Annotated in this window: 13 protein-coding genes and 1 pseudogene; 6 read left to right on the forward strand and 8 right to left on the reverse strand. The window is 51.2% G+C overall.

From position 1 onward, the window contains the following. A pseudogene (locus C2I19_RS10805) lies at window positions 1–1134 on the reverse strand (IS256 family transposase); the annotation flags it as partial. Window positions 1135–1281: 147 nt separating this feature from the next. On the opposite strand from C2I19_RS10805, the gene C2I19_RS10810 reads away from it, so the two are divergent. The 5 genes from C2I19_RS10810 (at window position 1282) to C2I19_RS22880 (ending at window position 5203) form a co-directional block, all read left to right on the forward strand. Continuing rightward, the gene (locus tag C2I19_RS10810; protein ID WP_146056781.1) at window positions 1282–2190 is read left to right on the forward strand and encodes a hypothetical protein; all 909 of its coding nucleotides are present in this window, start codon (window positions 1282–1284) and stop codon (window positions 2188–2190) included. Window positions 2191–2633: 443 nt separating this feature from the next. Further along, window positions 2634–3071, forward strand: coding sequence for a very short patch repair endonuclease (locus C2I19_RS22875; protein ID WP_103902707.1), 438 nt, complete (start codon window positions 2634–2636; stop codon window positions 3069–3071). Window positions 3072–3312: 241 nt separating this feature from the next. Further along, window positions 3313–3528 carry a type II toxin-antitoxin system RelB/DinJ family antitoxin gene (locus C2I19_RS10820; RefSeq protein WP_103902708.1) on the forward strand — a complete coding sequence of 72 codons (216 nt, stop codon included), beginning with the start codon at window positions 3313–3315 and terminating at the stop codon, window positions 3526–3528. Then, on the forward strand, window positions 3525–4889 hold the full coding sequence (locus C2I19_RS10825) for a DNA cytosine methyltransferase (RefSeq protein ID WP_199181147.1): 1365 nt from the start codon (window positions 3525–3527) through the stop codon (window positions 4887–4889). Before C2I19_RS10820 ends, C2I19_RS10825 begins: the two co-directional genes overlap by 4 nt. A gap of 41 nt (window positions 4890–4930) precedes the next feature. Next, window positions 4931–5203, forward strand: a complete 273-nt coding sequence (locus C2I19_RS22880; RefSeq protein WP_103902709.1) for an integrase core domain-containing protein — start codon at window positions 4931–4933, stop codon at window positions 5201–5203. Between the two features lie 163 nt (window positions 5204–5366). On the opposite strand, the gene C2I19_RS10835 is transcribed toward C2I19_RS22880, so the two are convergent. The 7 genes from C2I19_RS10835 to C2I19_RS10865 all read right to left on the reverse strand — a co-directional run bounded on the left by C2I19_RS10835 (window position 5367) and on the right by C2I19_RS10865 (window position 17875). Next, window positions 5367–7565, reverse strand: a complete 2199-nt coding sequence (locus C2I19_RS10835) for an ATP-binding protein (RefSeq protein ID WP_103902710.1) — start codon at window positions 7563–7565, stop codon at window positions 5367–5369. A 139-nt stretch (window positions 7566–7704) separates the two neighbouring features. Then, on the reverse strand, window positions 7705–9822 hold the full coding sequence (locus C2I19_RS10840; RefSeq protein ID WP_103902716.1) for an ATP-binding protein: 2118 nt from the start codon (window positions 9820–9822) through the stop codon (window positions 7705–7707). A 112-nt stretch (window positions 9823–9934) separates the two neighbouring features. Then, window positions 9935–11419 carry a Tn7-like element transposition protein TnsE gene (locus C2I19_RS10845; protein WP_146056782.1) on the reverse strand — a complete coding sequence of 495 codons (1485 nt, stop codon included), beginning with the start codon at window positions 11417–11419 and terminating at the stop codon, window positions 9935–9937. Between the two features lie 128 nt (window positions 11420–11547). Further along, complete coding sequence (locus C2I19_RS10850; protein WP_103902712.1) at window positions 11548–13266, reverse strand: TnsD family Tn7-like transposition protein; 1719 nt, start codon at window positions 13264–13266, stop codon at window positions 11548–11550. Between the two features lie 10 nt (window positions 13267–13276). Next, window positions 13277–14899: an ATP-binding protein gene (locus C2I19_RS10855; protein WP_103902717.1), complete on the reverse strand. Its 1623-nt coding sequence runs from the start codon at window positions 14897–14899 to the stop codon at window positions 13277–13279. Then, window positions 14892–17033 (reverse strand): TnsB C-terminal domain-containing protein, encoded by a 2142-nt coding sequence (locus C2I19_RS10860; protein ID WP_103902713.1) that lies wholly within the window; start codon window positions 17031–17033, stop codon window positions 14892–14894. The genes C2I19_RS10855 and C2I19_RS10860 overlap by 8 nt, the downstream gene beginning before the upstream one ends. Next, window positions 17033–17875 carry a TnsA endonuclease N-terminal domain-containing protein gene (locus tag C2I19_RS10865; protein WP_103902714.1) on the reverse strand — a complete coding sequence of 281 codons (843 nt, stop codon included), beginning with the start codon at window positions 17873–17875 and terminating at the stop codon, window positions 17033–17035. The genes C2I19_RS10860 and C2I19_RS10865 overlap by 1 nt, the downstream gene beginning before the upstream one ends. A gap of 122 nt (window positions 17876–17997) precedes the next feature. On the opposite strand from C2I19_RS10865, the gene C2I19_RS22465 reads away from it, so the two are divergent. Beyond that, window positions 17998–18370 (forward strand): hypothetical protein (locus C2I19_RS22465; RefSeq protein ID WP_233201165.1); only part of this gene is annotated, 373 nt, incomplete at its 3' end.

Consider the following 18370-nt stretch of genomic DNA (forward strand, 5'->3'; position numbering starts at 1 on the left):
ATGTTTTTCAGCGCCAGAAAAAACAGTTTCAGCAAGGCTTCATCGCTCGGGAAGGAGCCGCGATTTTTGGTCAGCTTGCGCAGGCTCATGTTCACCGATTCGATAGCATTGGTGGTATAGATGACTTTGCGAATTTCCGGCGGGTAGTCAAAGAACGGTATCAGCCGCGGCCAGTTGCGCCGCCAGGACTGGCTGATCGGCAAGTATTCCGCATCCCACTTGGCTTCAAATTCGCCCAGCCGCCGCTCGGCTTCCTCGACGGTGGCTGACTGGTAGATACGCTTCAGGTCGGCCGCCACTTCGGGACGCCGCTTCCAGGACACATAGTTCAGGCTGTGCCGCACCATGTACACGATGCACAGCTGCACCGTGGTTTGAGGGAAGACAGCCTCAATCGCCTCGGGGAAGCCTTTGAGCCCGTCCACGCAGGCGATGAAGATATCCTGCACGCCGCGGTTGCGCAGCTCGGTGACCACCTGCAGCCAGAACTTGGCCCCTTCGGTTTGAGCCAGCCACAGGCCCAGCACTTCCTTCTCACCTGCCAACGTGACGCCGATGGCCAGGTAAACTGCCTTTACCCGCACGGCACCTTCGCGCACTTTGACGTGAATGCAATCGAGATAGACGATGGGGTAGACCGGGTCGAGCGGGCGCGCCTGCCAGGCCTTGACCTCTTCGGAGGGCGTCGGTGATGGAGGAGATCAAGCTGGGCGACACCTCGGTGCCATACATTTCTTCCAGATGGGCCTGGATCTCCCGGACGGTCATGCCTCGGGCGTAGAGCGAGATCACCTTGTCGTCAAAGCCGGTCCAGCGGGTTTGGTGCTTGGGGATCAGCAGTGGCTCGAAGGTGCCCTGGCGATCGCGCGGCACCTCGATGGGCAATGCGCCAAACTCGCCCTTGAGCGTCTTGCGGCTCTTGCCGTTGCGGGTGTTGCCGGAGGGATTAGCCACCGGCTCATGCTTGTTATGACCGAGATGGGCGGCCATCTCGGCATCCAGCGCCTTCTCGACCAGCAGCTTGGTTAGCTGCTTGAGCAGGCCGTTCTCGCCGATCAAGTCTTCGGGCTTCTGGTAGTCGGCCAGCAAGCGGGTCAACAGGGCTTCGGGAATATCGTGTTTCTGAGTGCTCATGGTGTCTCCGGACAAGATGGCAGTCTCCTGCCAAAAGGCCGTTTACACAAAATTCTGTACACCCTCTTTTCTATGTGCTGATAGCTGTCGGCATAGGCCGACGACCGGGCCTCGGCCAAAGCCGACCCTCGTTGTCCAGCGGACAAGATGGCTGCTTTCAAAGTGAAAGCAGCCATTATCGCATCTAGCACATGGGGGGGCGATTCAGCACTAGTTGTTCTTGATCAGAAAAACATCCGCATGATGTCATTTACCATCTTGAAGTTGGTATTTAATTGTACTAGGATGGCAATTGATAACATAGAGGAGGGTGTAACCATGGCAAGCTGGAGCGATTGGCTTAAGGGTTGGCGCAACATTTCAGACGAAACATCGACTGACGAGTACGAGCCGATTACAGATACATTGGAAGTTTTAGGCGAAGAAGAAGAGTTCGAAGTGCTGCGGATATCCAAATTCCATCCAAAGTACGATGGAAACAAGCAGTATATTGAGACAACTATTCGCGAATTTAATGATAACAAAGCCAAATTTAGCCGCCTGACGATGTATCTTGGCATTGGCCGATTGATTACCTTCAAGCACAAGCCAGTGTTCGTGTTAGAGCCAGGGGCTGATGCCATCAAATACGTGGCTCACTTGGAGGGGGTTTCAATGAATAACCTCGTCAATGCAATGCGCAAGGGCCAGTTGGGGCGTAAAGTTCGGAGCGAGGACCGCTTGGCACTGAAGAATTCCGTTGCTCAACAGGAAGCCGAAATGAGAGCCCTGGAAGAGCGAGCACTCGAACTAGAACGAGAGAAAGCTATTGTAATGGAGGAGTTGGCCCATTCGAGGAAAGAGGTGGATCAAGCGAAAAAAGCCGAAGAAGAAGCAAGGAAGGCTCAAGTTCGGATGATTGAAACGGTGATACAGCAGAATAGTGCTGACAAAACTCAAGATGGAAATGCGCTCACTTCTGGAACGAGGGCAAGTCCAATTGGAAAAGCCATTACCACTGGGTTCAAGCCAACCACAAATGGGCCCGTTCCTGGTAGCGCTTGTAGCAATGAATGAATTCCCTTGATTTGCTAGAGGCCTACATGGCTGCTTTAGTATCGAAAAGCAGCGATTCGTTATAGAAGGAGTGAACATCCACTTTGGCCGACAAACAGTCTCATCGATCCTTGCCCTTGCACATCTTCAAAACCAGCAATCTCAAACGGAAAGAGGCCCTAGCGGGCCTCTTTGTTTAGCACTACCGGCAAAATCGTTCATGCCATCGTCGTGACAGACTTCATTACCTCGTGACAGACTTTATTCTTTTAGATCACTAGTCATGTGTTTGCACAATAAAGTAGCATCATAAAAACAATCTAACAAATTGATTAAATTACAAAATATAATTTCACCAAGAAATTAAAGATATCGCGCAAGATGCTTTTCACACGCATTAACGCCAGCCAAGAACTACAATAAATATGTATCACCAAATCGTAGACATGATCTTCGGGTAAGAGATGTCAACAACTAGCAAATACCGGTCTGATTACGCAAACGTCACACCGGAGACTCGCGTCAGAATGCAAGCGGTGCGACGTCGTGATACTCATCCTGAGATCCGGGTACGACGAGCACTACATAGATTGGGTTATCGGTTCCGCTTACATCGCAAAGACTTGCCAGGGACCCCCGACATTGTGCTACCCGGTCATCGGAAGATCATTTTTGTTCATGGCTGCTTCTGGCACGGCCATGCAGACTGCAAACGAGCAAGGCTTCCAAAAAATAATGCTGAGATCTGGCGCACCAAAGTTCGAGACAACCAAGCACGCGATGACAGAAACATTGTCGCCCTTCGCCAACTTGGTTGGAATGTAATGATCATCTGGGAATGCGAGACAAGCGACCCATCTTTTCTAAGCGAGCGCTTACAGAATTTCATGCGCACAAAATAAGATCATTGGCATACATGCATATCTCTCTCTTGCCATTACATTGACCTGCTCCCCCTCATCGGCACAATTGTCACATCAAAGTAAGCGACTCAGCCCCACACCCTAAACGCTTATAGCATCTGGGCGGCTCTTCCCGTTTGACGCATCTAAATGTGTAGTTTTTCAACAAAAAATTTCACTCAAAAAACGTATATACATAATATATACATTGAATATCCTTTGCATATGCTACAATACATGTATGGCCGCTCCCAAAAAAACAACCAGCTTACTGCTTCGTCTAGATGAGCCTCTCAAAGATGCCGCAGGTGAAATCTGTGCCGATCTAGGGCTTACGGTAAGTTCTGCTGTACGTCTTTTCTTAATAGAACTTGTGCGCCGCAAGGAACTCCCTTTTGCCGTCAGGGGTAAATCATCGCCACAAAATGACGATCAAGACAGCGGAGAAACAAAATGAAAATTATCGATACTGTCTTGCCCCCACCCGCTGAAAAAGCAGTTGCAATGTCACTCGAAGATAAATCAATGATTAAGAAAAAACAGAATGAAAAAATTGGGGGCATCGATTACAAAAATTTCTTAACTGGAACCCCCCCCCTAGGCAAGCCATTTACTTTCGTAAGTTTATTCTCAGGAGCCGGAATCGGTGACTATGGTCTGAAGCTGGCGGGAGGGCTTTGTCTTGCAGCATGCGAAATTGACCCTCACAGAAGTGCTGTGCATCGTGCAAATATTGGAGCGCATGTATGGGGAAATATTCGAGAGGACAAGGAAAATCTCATCGCGACACTTGATGGAAAAAAAATTGACCTCTTAATTGCGACTCCTCCTTGCCAAGGGTTCAGCACGGCTAATGCTCGCCGTGGATTACGCGAAGACCCCAATCACGCAAGCAAAGATGAAAGAAATCATCTCTTTTTTGAGGCACTCTATGTTGCCAGAAAATTGAAACCCACTGTTATTATTTTTGAGAATGTCCCTAATTTTTTAGTGCGAAAAATACGCAGTGAGAATGGGAAAATGATCGGCAGAGTACATGAATTTATAAGCGCCTCACTTTCAGAATATGTCGGCCTTCAAGAAGTCATTTGTTTTTCGGAAATAGGCGTCCCTCAACGACGACGTAGATCTGTTGCTATATTTGTTAGAAATGATAAATTTTCAGACCCATCAAACATTTTAACCAACTATCTCTCCCCGGAAAATTGGCCTGCACAGCCTAGTGGTACACCATCGAACATAATCGAGGCTATAAATGACCTACAAGCGCTGGATGGGATAGATGAAACAACAGCGATCTCTCCGTTAGATCCATTACATCAAGTTCCACATCATTCAGAAAAACATTACAGTTGGATATCCAGCATCCCCCATGGCAGTGGGAAAAGTGCTTGGGAAAATAAGTGCTCATATTGCGGGGATGAACAAACGCCGATTTTTACTGTTCATTGCAATAATTGTGGTGCTGAAATGAAAAATCGCCCACACGTAGCCAACAAAGATGGCTCCATACGGGCGATTAAAGGATTCAAGACAAGTTATAAGCGCATGCTACCAAATGAACTAGCACCAACGATAACTACAGCCAGCGGGCACTTCAGCAGCGATTTAAAACTTCATCCAACCCAAAACAGGGTTTTAAGTGCAAGAGAGTGTGCGCGATTACAGGCAATCCCGGATTCATTTACTTGGCCACCTGAGCAACATTTCCGCAAAGGCTACTTAATCCGAGAGATGATAGGCGAAGCAGTTCCTCCACTAGTAACATACCGTTTTGGGATTGCGATAGCTAATCTCATAAACGCCTCACAGCTTTAGCTTCTTTGTCGAGCCATATTCTGACCCAGTCATGACAGCCGATACAAAGTGGCTACGTGGTGAGTTTTAATGAGCGGTTACGCAATGAATATCTGAATGAACACTACTTCGAGACGCCGGGGGAGGCGGGACAGAGCATTGCCGCATGGCGGGATGGCTATAACTGGTACGCCCATGTGGCTCAGTTGAGCCGAATTCCGCCAGCGGTATTGGTTGCACAGCACCACCAGCAACAGGGCAGTACTGAAACCAATTCAACCACTATTCAAGCCTATGACTTCTCCCTTCGCTGCTTGTACGGTGAATGGGGGTAAGTCAATTTCCCCCTTCACCGTGTCCGCACTACCATCATTCCCCAGCCAAACTTTGCTGCGTCAGTGACCGTATCGTCTTAGGTCATCATGACGATACAAAAAGCAGTATGGAGGAGCGACTTTGCAGACCATCCTTAGTTTGAATCTTCTGGCTACAGAACAGTTACGCTACCGTCCCCCCCGCTGTAGAAGGCCCCTCTAGGCCAGTCGATTCCATCGGAATAGCAAGCTTAGGCGTGTCACCGATTGCCTCCAGCGATTCAAGTATGACCTTGTCAAAGCTCGCCAGAGGCGCAAAGCGCTCAAGCAGCTCAACTGTCTCCTTACCCCCAAAGTCCGCAATTTGCTGCATACGCAGATCGTTTGCATCGGGATTCGATGCGATCAACAGGGCCTTGAGATACGAAACATGTAGGTGACGTGCATCCAGCAGAACCTCAGACCAAGTCCGGATAACAATGTCATTGTGGTAAGCATAGATGCCTCCCTTTTCCGCGCCAACGAGCACTCCAGAAACGCGGATGCTTGGGTTAGGGAATTTGGAGCGTATGGTATTTATATACCCGGCCAGTTGGCTATATTCAGAGGGAGTGAGAGTTTTCCCCGCTTCCGGTCCCTTGAGTTCGAAAACGATAAATTCCTTTTCTTCCCCAGGGTCGCTAAGGAATACAAAATCAGGCTTCAGCGAATCCTCGCTTTGTGATGGTGCATTAGGATCGGGCACAACTCCAACCTTTTCGGCTGCCTTACAGAGTGTTCTGATATTTTCATTGGCTGAAAGCTTTTCCCATTGGGGACCAAGGAGCCAGGGGAAAGATTCGATCAACCTTTGCAAATGGGTTTCAGTCTTATTGGTATCAATCATTTTGCGCATCACTGTAATTGCAGCGATACGCTGAGCCATTGTCACTGCCAACCCCATGGCTTCCGGGACCATGCTTTTTCGCAAGCTTTCAATTAATTCAGCAAAAACTGCTGAATCGGAGTCCATGGAGGAAAATAGCTTTTGCCAGAGACTTTGGGTTAGAACTCTTGTTGGCGTATGCGTCCACGCTTCCGCAAAACTACGAGTCGTTTTGTTCTTCGTCTCCTCGTCGTCAGCCAAACTAGGCAGGACCTCATTAAGAAGTTCGGCCAAAGCTTCCTCTTCAGTGCCAGAAAGGCGCGTGCCAGATACTTCTCTAATTCGCTTTATGATTTCGTTCTTAGGTTGCTGAGCACGCCACTTGCGAAACTCCTCGATCCAATATGATGCTTTTGACTGCCCCCACGTATGGAATGCTGCGGTTTGTTCAGTATCCCAGTCGATAGAGCGTCGGTCAGTAGAAACCACATCGACCGGGAGTTCATCAAGCCAGTCGGCCTCGATAACGCCGTAAATATATCGACTCATAATCTCCTTACCTTTTAGGTCAAAGAAGAATGGGCGATCCTGTGCGATTTTCCCGTGAGCGTATATTCCGATTCCTGCTTGCTCAATAGACCAGTCGGAGCCTGGAAGATTCACAAAGCGAACCCAGTATCGAACCTCTTTCGATTCGCCACAAATTTTGATATTTTCAGTCTCTGGCTTGCTATACTCACCGAAGCCAAAACTATGAAGCGGAGGCAGCGCATCTTCAGGGGTAACTTGTTTCCCATTGACCCTTACGTCGAAATCAGCTCTGAGCATGGACACAGTGAATCTGCGACCCATTGACTGAAGCAACTGGTCGATATTCATGGCCTTTTTGAGGGAGGTGTTACTCAAATATACACAGACGCCACCTTCCCCGTCCTGCGCGTTCGATATAAACTGATCGTAAATGGCTTTATCTTCACTCCCCTCTAAACGCGATTTAAGCGCCTCGATGGTGACCCCATCAGCAATGACCTCCGGCTCGTACACACTATTGGAAATCGTCGTGGAGGCTTCTATCAGGCCACTCAAATGGAAGCGAAGCCAATAGACGAGCGGTTCTGGCGCACTCTCTTCCGTCCTGATCTTTGGGTTTGGTAGGGATAAAACATCAACCACCGAGGCAATCCCGAAGCCTGCCAGTTTTCCAATACCCTTACGTCCCATTGGCGAGCGGCCACCGGCGGTTTTATCACTTGGGGAGTTTCGACGGTTCCGCCCAATGATAAGAAACTCGTCGGTTAGCTCGTTTCTGGTCATTCCCCTTCCGTTGTCTGTAATGACAATGTAGGGCTTTTGATCTGCGCCAGTTTTTAAATCAATAAAGACTTTGGTTGCATCGGCATCCCAGCTGTTGGACAAAAACTCGGCAACTACATTTGTTGGCTTATTTTGATATAGCTTGATGCCGAGATGTTCAATCACTCGGTTTGAAAACTCAAGCTTGAATGGCTTGTTATTCATTTTTCTTCCTTACTGACTCGGTGCACGCTTTGTCTATTGATTCCACAAACTTTGGTGGTGGAGTGTTTCCTATAATTATGCATAACCAACTCCAGCCCTCTATTAACATATTGCCTTGGCGTTACCATTTCTCAGCTTATTAACTCTTAACAGGCCCAAGTTTTTTAACCAAGTCTGATAAAACTGTATTGTTATCGCTCATTTGAACAAGAAAGTCTCGCACAGGCTTCCCTCCAAGTTCACAGATCTGTTGGATACGAGCATCATTTGCGTCTGCATCTGTACCTGATAACAATGCTGCCAAAAGATCCATATGATCTCTACGTGATCTAAGAAGCAAATCTTGCCATTTCTTATAAGTCATTGCATTGCTTTTTTGCTTCTCAATGCCTTCATCAAAATTACGCGCCACCAATATGCCAGTTACATTTGACTTTGAAAACCTAGATTGCAAGAACGTCATATACGAATGAAGTTGATGAAACTCAGGCCATGATGCGGTTGCATCCGGTCCTTTCAATTCAACGACCAAAATATTCGCATCATCTGCATTTGAAAGAAATACAAAATCCGGTTTTGTATAGTCCGTCGGCGTTGATACATGACTAGCCCTCGCCTGAATGAGCCCCTCTTTCTCAGCCTCATCACAAATAGTCTTTAGAGCTCTTCTAGCAAAGAATTTTTCATAACTGTTGTCAAGTATCCATGGAAATTCTTCTATCAGTGTTTGAAGCTGAGTCTCCTTGCCGAGCATAATGTGATTTTCAAGCTGAGTAAGTGCATATACACGCTGTGCAAATACGACTGCGAGTGAAAGACTTTCTGGAACTAGCTGATCAACGAGCCGCTGCACCACTAAGGAAAATTTGTCTGCATCAAAGAGAGAAGCTTCTTCCCAGAGCTTCTTAATTAACTTCCTAGCAGGCTCATGGACCCAGGCACGTACAGCCGCTTCCACAAGCTTTTCTTTATCCTCTGACTCTTTTCCAAGCCGGGGAGTAATGTCAGCAAGTAATTCGACTAAGTGTTCTTTTTCAGAATCTCTAACTTTAAGGTCAGTATTGTTTTCAATAACTTTATCTACCAACTTGGTATCTTCCGCTTTCGCCGCCTCCTTTCTATGGCGTTGATATGCATTGATCCAAGCTTTTACTTTCTCCCCGCCCCACTTTTTGAACTCATCAAACTCGGCATCCTCCCAATCAATCGATGTTCTGTCTGTAGAAATCGCATCATATGACAGCTCATCTACCCAGTCCGCCTCAACTACACCATACATGTACCTTGAGAAAATCTCATTACCTTTATTTCCAAAAAAGAAGGGACGATCCTGTGCAATTTTTCCATGAGCATATACACCTACACCGGCTTGCTCTTGCGGCCAACTAGCCTCTGCAACAAACCCAACCCAACACTTCACCTCCTTGGGACCGTGACGGGTATTTACTGTCGTAGTTTCAACGCCCTCAGGAGGGATTCTTAGCTCCCATGTCGGAAATGCGTGACTTTCCCCAAGAAGTACTTCATTGACTTCTACCTTAAAGTCCTCTCTTGCAAGAGTTACAGTAAACCTACGTCCCAAGGACTCCATTAATTGCTGTGGTGAAATAGGTCTACGAAGAGTCAACTTTCTCGCAAGCACAAGCGTCCCTGCGCCTTTCTCTTCAATTCTCTCAATAAACCTTTTTACAACCTCTTTCTCTCCATCTGCATCATTGGCATTTATTTGCGCAAGAGGGACATTTCTTGCAATCTCCTTTGGTCTATATACCGTAAGAGATTGTGCTGCACCATGCTCTTCACCAAGCATGTCATCATAGTTAAAGCGTAGCCATGTGGACAGTCCACTACTTACACTGATTAAGTCAACTTCTTTTGCGACACCGAATGGGGCCAGCTTGCCAATGCCTTTCCTACCCATAGGGGCTCGTCCACCTATAATCTTACCTCCGGGATCACTTGGATCCCTTTTTGCTTTGCCAACAACGAGATAATTATCCACCAATTTTTGCTCATCCATGCCAACGCCGTTGTCAGCAACGGCAACACTAGTAGGACTTCCATCAGCATCGGTACTTAAATCAATCCACACATTTCTTGCATTTGCATCCCATGAATTAGAAACCAACTCAGCAAGAACATTAGTTGGTTTATTTTGATATAGCTTTAATCCCAAATGTTCGATTACATTATGTGAAAACCTTAACTCTAACGGTGTTACCGGTGAGTTGCCGTAATTTTTATTTTCTTGATCCATCTTTATCACCATTTTATATAAATAAGCTACAAAATATAATCTGCATAATTTTCTACATCATGATGGCACTATAAAACCCACCTTCATGATCATATATCATTGAATTATCAATTCACGAAAATCGCCCACGTACAAACGCTGGGAAATTAAGTTTCCTGCACAATCTTACCGCCCACTTCCAGACATGGTGGTTTTCAAAAGCTTTATCTCTATGTGGAATTATCCGTGGCAAGCGAGTGAAATTACACATATCAAAAAAATCTTTCTCTACCAGATTACTCCAGCGGCCGTAATTACTCACCACCCCCTTCAGAACACTCTGAATTACAGCCTCTATAGAGTCATCATCCTTATTAAAGCTTATTGCCAATGTTGACAGTGCATGATTGCCTGACCTCTCAACATCTAGCAAAACAACTGGGCGCACGCTTTTAGAGTTAAACAATGCAATCAGGCATACCCTTTGCCGACGCTCGGTCATCGAAAACATTCCACCCAGAGGTAATTTGCAGAAGCTCATCGAAACCCGCATATCTGGCAGCATGGTTGCCATCAATTGAACCGTCTTTGCCATCGACTCCAGAGTCCCAAGCTGGCTCCATGCAACGGACTCCAGCAATTGTAAATCGATCGGCAGGACATTTGCATTTGCCCCTTGTTGCCCCAGGCTTGCAGGTTCAACCATAGGTACAGATTGGGAGGGGGCATCACCCGTTTTTTTTCTCCCCTTGCCCGCGACGGATGGCTTTATTGATGACCAAATTTTTTTGATCTGCACCAGATTAGAGAAACCACTACCTTTCGGGGAGATTGGCAATACCGGCTGATGCTGGTTGGTCCGGGAGCAATTCTTACCTTCAAACACCTTGTACTGCCTGTCCCTTCTCTCAACAGTCGAACCTTTGTAGCCAATCGATGCTGAACCCTTAGGTACTGATGGCCGGTGCACCATTGCCGGATGTGAAAAAGACAGTGACTGGCACGGCAGCTGCCGCCCTGAGACATGCGTCAGCTCTAGCACCAGCCAAATCTCTCCCAGCTGGACTCCACGGAATGTCCAGCTAGAATCAGGAATGTGCGGTGGCATGAAGCTGACATATGGCTTGCCAATGGTAAACCCGTACACGCTCTCCCAGCTCTTGCGTGCGGACTGGTCATACGCCAGCCAGGCAAACTCCTGGACAAAGGCATGGTTTAAGAGACGGACCGGCATCTCACTACTGAAATGGAGCAGCAGCGGAGCCCCCTGCTGGAAGTCCTGCTGCCGATGCAGGGTCATCAGGCTACCTGGTTGCATCAGCGCGTTTGCCAAGGTCTTGTTGTGCACGAACAGGAACCGGATCAGCTCGATCGTCGGAACCAGCAGCGTACCGATGTCAGTTTGATAACGCAGTAAGCGTTGCACCCCACCTTTATTCTCCCCGAAGGGATAAAGCCCAGCAGGCAGGGCATCGGACCCAAGCTCTTCAGCCTTCGCCACATCGGGAACCGTCGCAAAACCTGTCATGCCGGCAGATTGGTATTGAAGCAGCTGGCCCTTTTCAAATCGAGAGCCCAGTGTCAGGAGGGGTAATAACCCAATCGACAAGGTATGCATGTGGAAACGCCCTGACTCCGTCCCTCTCACCACGGTACGGACCTGCCAGCCCTCTTCTGGGTGCCGAAGTAGCCCAGCCAGCCAGTACACCTCGAGGGGCTCGGGCTCTCGCTCGAATGTCTCGATGGTCAGCCTTTGCATGCACGCCCCCCCAACGAATCAAACCATTCTTCATCTTCAGGGCCTCGTGGTACTGGCAACCTCCGGAGGCCCGCTAGCTTCTGCACTCGCCAGGGCATGGGTGCAATGCCTTGCTCCTGTAGTCGCACGATGGCCCACTTCACTCTCCGCCACTGGAAAGCCCCCACCGACTCTACGGCCTGGCGGATCAGTTCTGCTGTGCGGGGTAAACGATGAAGCTTTTTCCCCAGGCAGCCACGCTTGCCCTCTAGTCCCTCCAGCCGGGTCAGTGTGACCCGATGCGGCGGATCCATCGCCATGATCGTTTCGATCCCAGTCCTGATACGGTTGACCCACTCGGCATCCAGGCTGGGCCAATCTTTTTTGCGGCCCCCCACTTCCGTGCAACGCCTGGGTCTCGGTCGCAGCGAGGACTTCCCAGAGGAAGAACGCACGGTCCCCAAAAGTTGCCAAACCGTCTGCAAGCCGAGCCGCCGGCTTTGCCGGCGAATGGTATTCGGGTCAACATGCAACTGGCGGGCAATGCTCCGTAAGCTAACGCCACTGGCTGTGGCTGCATGCAACGCGGCATCAAAGGCTCGCCCGTAGTCCAACGGCCTGTGCCACTCGCTGGGGAGCCCTTCTTCGCTCAGGTGCCGGCAGTATCGGTAGCCGCAGTCACAGCGAAAGACCCCGATTGTGCGTCCACGATTGCGATGAATGCTGGCCTCACTGATCAGTGGTTGCCCACAATGACTCTCGAGTGGGTTCAGGCACGGCCAAGGCCCTTTGCCAAAGGGCCGTTCGACGGCCGGGAGAAACTCGAGGAATTGCTGCATCAACAAGTGGCACAGGGGGTGGGGGCTGCTGCGGAGCTTCCTACCAAATGCCATAAGCCAAGTATCGAGGGCGCTGCCACTACGGATCCCCGTTATGCGGCAGAACAGCTCATCACTGAAGCACTCGTGGCATCGCAGGGCCAGCTTGGATTGGTCAATCTTATGGTTGCCGCGCAGGAACCCCCGGTCGGCAAGCATTTCCTGATAAAAGCGACTCCACTCTACCGGTGTTCTAGCGGGGGGCACCTCGCTGAGAAGGCGAACGCTACGCCGTGCAAGATCATGCAAGTGATCCCGGTCTGATGCGGTTTCCCCGCCCCAGCAGGGCTCACTGTTCCGGCAGTTTTCTGGGATTGCGGCGATGAACGCATGGCGGTTCTCGCGACCGAGCGATACCGAGCTCTCTCTCAGCGGCACAGCATGGTCCACACAAACTAGTACCCCTGGCAACTGATGGGATCGCCGCCAGTACAGCTCCCCATAGTCTCCCACCATCTGAAGCAGGCACTCTGGACAGAAGCGCAGTACGTTCACCACCGGCACCCGGGAAGCCGCCAGCCCCAGCTTTAAATACAGCCCCGATGTCCCCCTCGCCTCCATCGCCTGCCTCGCGTAACCTCTGCGCACCCCATCGGCAAAAGCAAGGAAGTAAGGATATAAGGTCAGCTCCATGATCACGCGGACCCGATTTAAGTCCCGCGAGGTGGGTATGCGCTGTACCAGCAGCTCCAGGTGACCGGGTAAGTCTGGCCTGGCGATCACGTGGCGATCGCCGAACAGGTCGTCCAGAGTCTGCTTGGGGCTGGTTGACCCGGTATGGCGGTGATAGCGTGCCAGCACGCTGTAGAGCAGCTCGTCGGGGTAGATTTGCGGAAAGTACGCCAGCATGGGAGATGTCCTAGGCCGCGAAGTCGGCCAAAGGGGCCTTGATCACCCCCGCCTTGTTCAGGGCCTCGTAAGCACCAAGACCTGCTTGCTTCCCCTCCTCGGTAATGCGGCGTAAGTCTTTTTCGGGCAACAATCCTGCGGATTGGGCCTTTGCGCGCTTGTGCTTTGGCTTGGTAGACACTGGGACCGCTCCCTGATGCCACTGGGTAAGGATTACGCCGACCAAGACTCGAGGGTCACTGGCAGGATTGGCCGCCAGCGCATCGTCGGTGAACATTCGAGCAACGCTAGCCTCCATCCCCAAGTCAGTGAGCACTCTCACTACGGTATCGCGTGGCCCATCAGACACAGAGGCCGGAACACAGCTTGCTGGGGGCCGCACGGAGGGAGATATCTGCAACGTCCAGGTATCGAAGAGCCTCTGGACGTGCTCGTGCAGGGGGAGCAGGTCGTCAAACTCGCTCAACGCTTTCAGGTTGCCGGACTTCAGTGCCTCCATCATTGGGGCGATGATCTGGAAGTGTTGCTTGGCGACATGGCGGATCATCGCGGCATCGATGCGCTCGGGTCTGCTCCTGACCGCACGCATTTGGATCACGTACTTTTGCGTCAGCATGAACAGGTTGATGACAACGTCGACGATACCCTGGCTTTCCTCATATAACGCGGTCAGGATCTCGCCATCCAGCGGAGTGAACTCACGGGTCCATTGCAATTGCCACATTTTCTGGATGAAATAATCCCAGCTAGCGTTTTGCGGCATACGCTCCCATACCATGGATCCCAGGCCACTTGCCCGCCGAGCCTGGCGAAAGTCCTTCTGTAACAACGGCAACGCGCTCAAGGTGCCGATAAAGATGACCGGGATGGCTACGATATTGACCATGCGAACCAGAAAGGTCATCAGGTCATGGGCGTTGATTCCACTGGCTTCCTGAATATTCTGAATTTCGTCGATCACCAGCACCCCTATGGCATGAAGGCTGGCTACCTGCGCCATGTGCACCAGCATCACACCGGCAGAGATTCCATCCCGGCCGTACTTAGCTAGGTAGTTCGTCCCAAGCAAGCGGTCGACCTCGGCAAAAAAGCTAATGCACAGGTCCTTATGCGACCCCCGCGAAGGGCAATCCAGTTTCAGCCAAACAATCTGGTGCAGGCTGAACGGCTCGTTGTGGTAGATCACTTGCGGGTACATCGATAGGACCCGCTCCATGGACTTGGTCTTACCTACGCCGGAGCACCCGACCAAGGCAAAGCTTGCGGCAGTATTACTGACCTGGTGGCTACCGGCGCTCAAGTCCTTCTTCTCGATCCGCTCGTAGTTGTTCTGCAAATGCCGCAAGTAGTCGCCACTGTTGGGATTCCTACCAACATAGCCTTGGCGCAGCAGCATGGCGAAATGCTGCTCAAGAGCCAGGTGATGCTCCAGCGGCTCGAAGAAACGCTTCAACCGCAGCAGGCAATGTGCCCGGATATGGTCGGGGTACTGGCGTTCGGCTTCGTCATATATCGCAGGCACCGAGAGAGCGCGAATACTGGCAGCTGTCGTCAGGATAGGAGGTAGTTGGGCAATGAATGGGTTGTTCAGGTACTCGGGAAGCCAGAGGTGATCATCATTGGCATCAGTCATCTCGCCCCCCATCATTTTTCAGACTGCTCAGTATCTCCGTAATGTCCGGCACGGCGAGGTCTTCAGGTGTATCAGGACGAAGAGGAATGACCTTGGCGGGTTCCCGCTGGCCGGGGGCTGCCGGCATGAAGCGCTCGCTTTCCCGCTTAGCCTGCTTCTCTTCGGCGCGGTTCTGGCGAATCTTACTGGTACGTTGCTTGTTGGATTCAGACGAGCCAGGCTTCTGCGCTTCGGCATCGGCCACTATCGACTCGATGCGGGATGCCAAGTCGGCGGTCACCTGATATTGCTTTTGCTTGCCACTATTTGCCTGTTCAGCCTCCAGCTCCTGTCTCTGGGCACTTTCCCAGACAGACATGCCCTTGTCGGCACGGCTCCGATCAGTCAGGTAACACACCTGGTACCCCGCCGTTGCATCAGGATCGTGCAGGTAGATCTCGTCTTTCACCCGAGGATCATAGGAAATTCCTACGCTCCAGCGGCCTCGCTGGCGAGCAATGTCAAACCAGTGTTCCTCGATGGCTTTGGCACAGCTGTAGTAACTGCCGAGGAACTTCAATCCGTAAGTGGTCACCGTCGCTGTGCCCACCGGCAGCAAGCAGAAGCGAACCCTGTCTTCCGGCCAACGCCGGAGGGCCCCGTTGCAGTTGGCAATGCCCCATTCCCACAGGTCGATAGGGATGGCAGGCACCTCGTCCTGAATCATCTGCCGAGTCCGGTCATACTTCTCCAACAAGTGCGAGTTGTTGTAGTACAGAACGCACTCGATGATCACTTGGGTGAACTGGTCGATGTCTAGCGTGGCATCCAGCCGGTAATCTCGGCCGCCGCGCTGAGCGTAATCGCTTTCAATATAGCCGGGGGTGTACGCCTTGAACTTTGCCGGTAGCAGGTGGAAGCGCTGCTCGACTATGCCCTTCCAGTCTGCTCGGTAAGGCGCAGCATTCTCGACAATGACGGCAAAGTTGTTGATTAGGCTTTCGATGTAGCGGGACTCGATCTCGCCGCGGTCTCCCAACAGGATTCCGGGAAGGAAATGACATGGCCAATCGGCTTCGCCGATCTCTATGTTGAACTGCCTGCAGAACGCCACCTTGTCGCCGGCGGTATTGGCCAGTGCCATCATCGCCCCGACCCAGGACGGCCCCTCCAGCCCCACGTAGATGCCCACGATCATCCGGCTGAAAACGTCGATCACTACGTACAGCACGGGCCGGCCGATGATCCTGCTACGGTTGCATCGCGACAGCAGGTAGATGTCGGCGATGGTGGCGTCGATCTGGAAACGAGAACCAGGCCCGCTGACTTCGGCGGTAGACGTCCCAAGCAAGCCTCGCATGTCTTTATCATAGACGCGTGGCGTACGGCGCTTTCTCTCAATCCCTTGGCGGCCTTCTTTTTCCAGCCAGTAACTAAATTGGCGCAGAGTAGGTGGCCCATCCTGCGAGGTGTCGACGTGGGACACCAAGCCGGTGTCGGGGTCGATCACCTTGGTAAAATAGAACTCCTTCAACATATCCTGGTACGTTGAATGAATAGTGAAGCGCTTGTTCTTGAGATAGTTGCGCTGCAAGGCAATCCGAAAGATTGATAAGTCTCCCTCGGCCAAGCCTCGACCTGAAGAGGTCCCATACTTTCGAGGACGGCCAAGCTTTTTGCCTGTCCCAATGCGAGACTTTCCCTTGCCCCCTGAGTTTATGTAGTCAGGGAGAAGCGCATTAGGCGTTTGCCCACGTTGCCAGTAGCGGCGTAGATATCCGTAAAGTGTGCGATGAGTTGCAAGCCCTTCTGCAACCACCGCGGCGACCAAGGAGCCTCGCTTCGATCTGTCAAAGATCGCTGGCGTCTTGTCCACTAGCGGAGTTATGAGCCCCCAAGCTTTGTCGCGTACTGCTTTTTGCTTTTCACTTCGCTCCTGTCCCACAGGGAGAAATGGATCAGCATCCATCAGCAGTGCCCGCTGCTCGGAGAGGTCCGCAAGCAAGGCCTTGTATTCCCGCATAACGGGCAACGCAGTAGGGGAGTGAACGTCTATGACGAAGGCGATGGACTTTGCCGGGTGGATCCACAAGACACGCAAAATCAAAGGTTCGCCAGCAGCCGGATAAGACAGCAGATCATTGGCCAGAATCATCACGCACTCCTGGACTGCCCTGAGTGAACAGGGGCTGTCATCCTGAGCGTGGATACCACCGCGAGAGAGTCAAACTCTCGATCGAGATCCATGACCAACTGCTTATTGGCTAGCAGGAAACGTATCACCGTCAGCCCTTCGCCAGACTGAAAGCCATGGGTCTGCTCCAGCCAGCGGCAGAAGCCTTTTATTGCCATTGATCCAGCAGAATGCCAGTTCTCACTGACTACCCTTACCCGATCCTGCCAATAGCCCTCGTAAGGCACCTGCGTACCATCAAGCGAACGCATTGGGTGCAACCATTGCAAGTTTTGGACCCGTTCTGTAGGTAGCTCGACATCAGTCACCACACCCCAGTCCACTTTCTGCAACTCCCAGTACCGGCGTTCGATCTCGAATTTCTCTATCACTCTTTTGTCATCGAGCTCTGCATGGGGCTTGAACGTTCGAGCAATGACCCGGCTGCCTGACGCATCAGACACATCCACGACAAAGTCCGTGGTCATGACGAGATCAGTCTGGGTCTGGGTATCGCGTGGATGCGAAACACCAATGTCAGTAGCTATCTGGCGGGTGATCTCCCGATCGAGGGGAAACTGCTCTCGTATGTCGACAACCGAGTCCTCCCAATCAAACATCAGGAACAAGCCGGTCTCACCATCGGACAGCAGGTGATGGATACGGGCAGTTCTCCATCCCGATATGCGGCTGACCCTGCCACTTGAAGGGACATCCTGAATGGTCAACCACGGTTTGTAAGCCGCAAGCTGCCCGGTCCCCCTACCCTCTGCAAGGTAACGCTGTATCTTGGCTTCATCGAAGCCATAACGCCGCTTAGCCATAGTCTTCCTACTCGCATCACCCACTTATCATAACTCTGGCATTTGTCGCGTTACAATGGAGTGATTGCTTGGTTGGTTGGCAAAGCTGCACATGACAGCCACCGTTAGCCCGGGAGAAACCAATGCTACTTTTTCTTGATACAGAATTTACGGACTTTACTGAGCGAGAACTGATCAGCATCGGGATGGTCAGTGAAGACGGTCAACATGAGCTCTATTTGGAGATCCAAGACTTCGACCGCGACAAGTGCAATTCCTTTGTACGGCAGGTCGTTTGGACTGAGCTCGGACAGATCCACGGTACAACCATAAAACGGTCAGAAGTAGCTGAACACTTACGTCGATGGTTTGTAACGCTACCGCGCAGCGTCGAAATCGCCTGCGACTCACAGTACGACAGGCAGGGCCATTCAATGCTATCTCATGCCAGCTTGCATAGCGCCAGTAACTGGTCTGGCGACCAACCCAGTTGTTCGCGTGCCGCTTTGATATTGT

It is taken from the genome of Chromobacterium alticapitis (assembly GCF_002924365.1).
Classification (GTDB): Bacteria; Pseudomonadota; Gammaproteobacteria; order Burkholderiales; family Chromobacteriaceae; genus Chromobacterium; species Chromobacterium alticapitis.

Excerpts from the sequence above, each read along its gene's own strand:
- C2I19_RS10810 (WP_146056781.1), top strand. The coding sequence starts at position 1,282 with ATGGCTGCTTTCAAAGTGAAAGCAGCCATTATCGCATCTAGCACATGG.
- C2I19_RS22875 (WP_103902707.1), top strand. The coding sequence starts at position 2,634 with ATGTCAACAACTAGCAAATACCGGTCTGATTACGCAAACGTCACACCG.
- C2I19_RS10820 (WP_103902708.1), top strand. The coding sequence starts at position 3,313 with ATGGCCGCTCCCAAAAAAACAACCAGCTTACTGCTTCGTCTAGATGAG.
- C2I19_RS10825 (WP_199181147.1), top strand. The coding sequence starts at position 3,525 with ATGAAAATTATCGATACTGTCTTGCCCCCACCCGCTGAAAAAGCAGTT.
- C2I19_RS10835 (WP_103902710.1), bottom strand. The coding sequence starts at position 7,565 with ATGAATAACAAGCCATTCAAGCTTGAGTTTTCAAACCGAGTGATTGAA.
- C2I19_RS10840 (WP_103902716.1), bottom strand. The coding sequence starts at position 9,822 with ATGGATCAAGAAAATAAAAATTACGGCAACTCACCGGTAACACCGTTA.
- C2I19_RS10845 (WP_146056782.1), bottom strand. The coding sequence starts at position 11,419 with ATGCATACCTTGTCGATTGGGTTATTACCCCTCCTGACACTGGGCTCT.
- C2I19_RS10850 (WP_103902712.1), bottom strand. The coding sequence starts at position 13,266 with ATGCTGGCGTACTTTCCGCAAATCTACCCCGACGAGCTGCTCTACAGC.
- C2I19_RS10855 (WP_103902717.1), bottom strand. The coding sequence starts at position 14,899 with ATGACTGATGCCAATGATGATCACCTCTGGCTTCCCGAGTACCTGAAC.
- C2I19_RS10860 (WP_103902713.1), bottom strand. The coding sequence starts at position 17,033 with ATGATTCTGGCCAATGATCTGCTGTCTTATCCGGCTGCTGGCGAACCT.
- C2I19_RS10865 (WP_103902714.1), bottom strand. The coding sequence starts at position 17,875 with ATGGCTAAGCGGCGTTATGGCTTCGATGAAGCCAAGATACAGCGTTAC.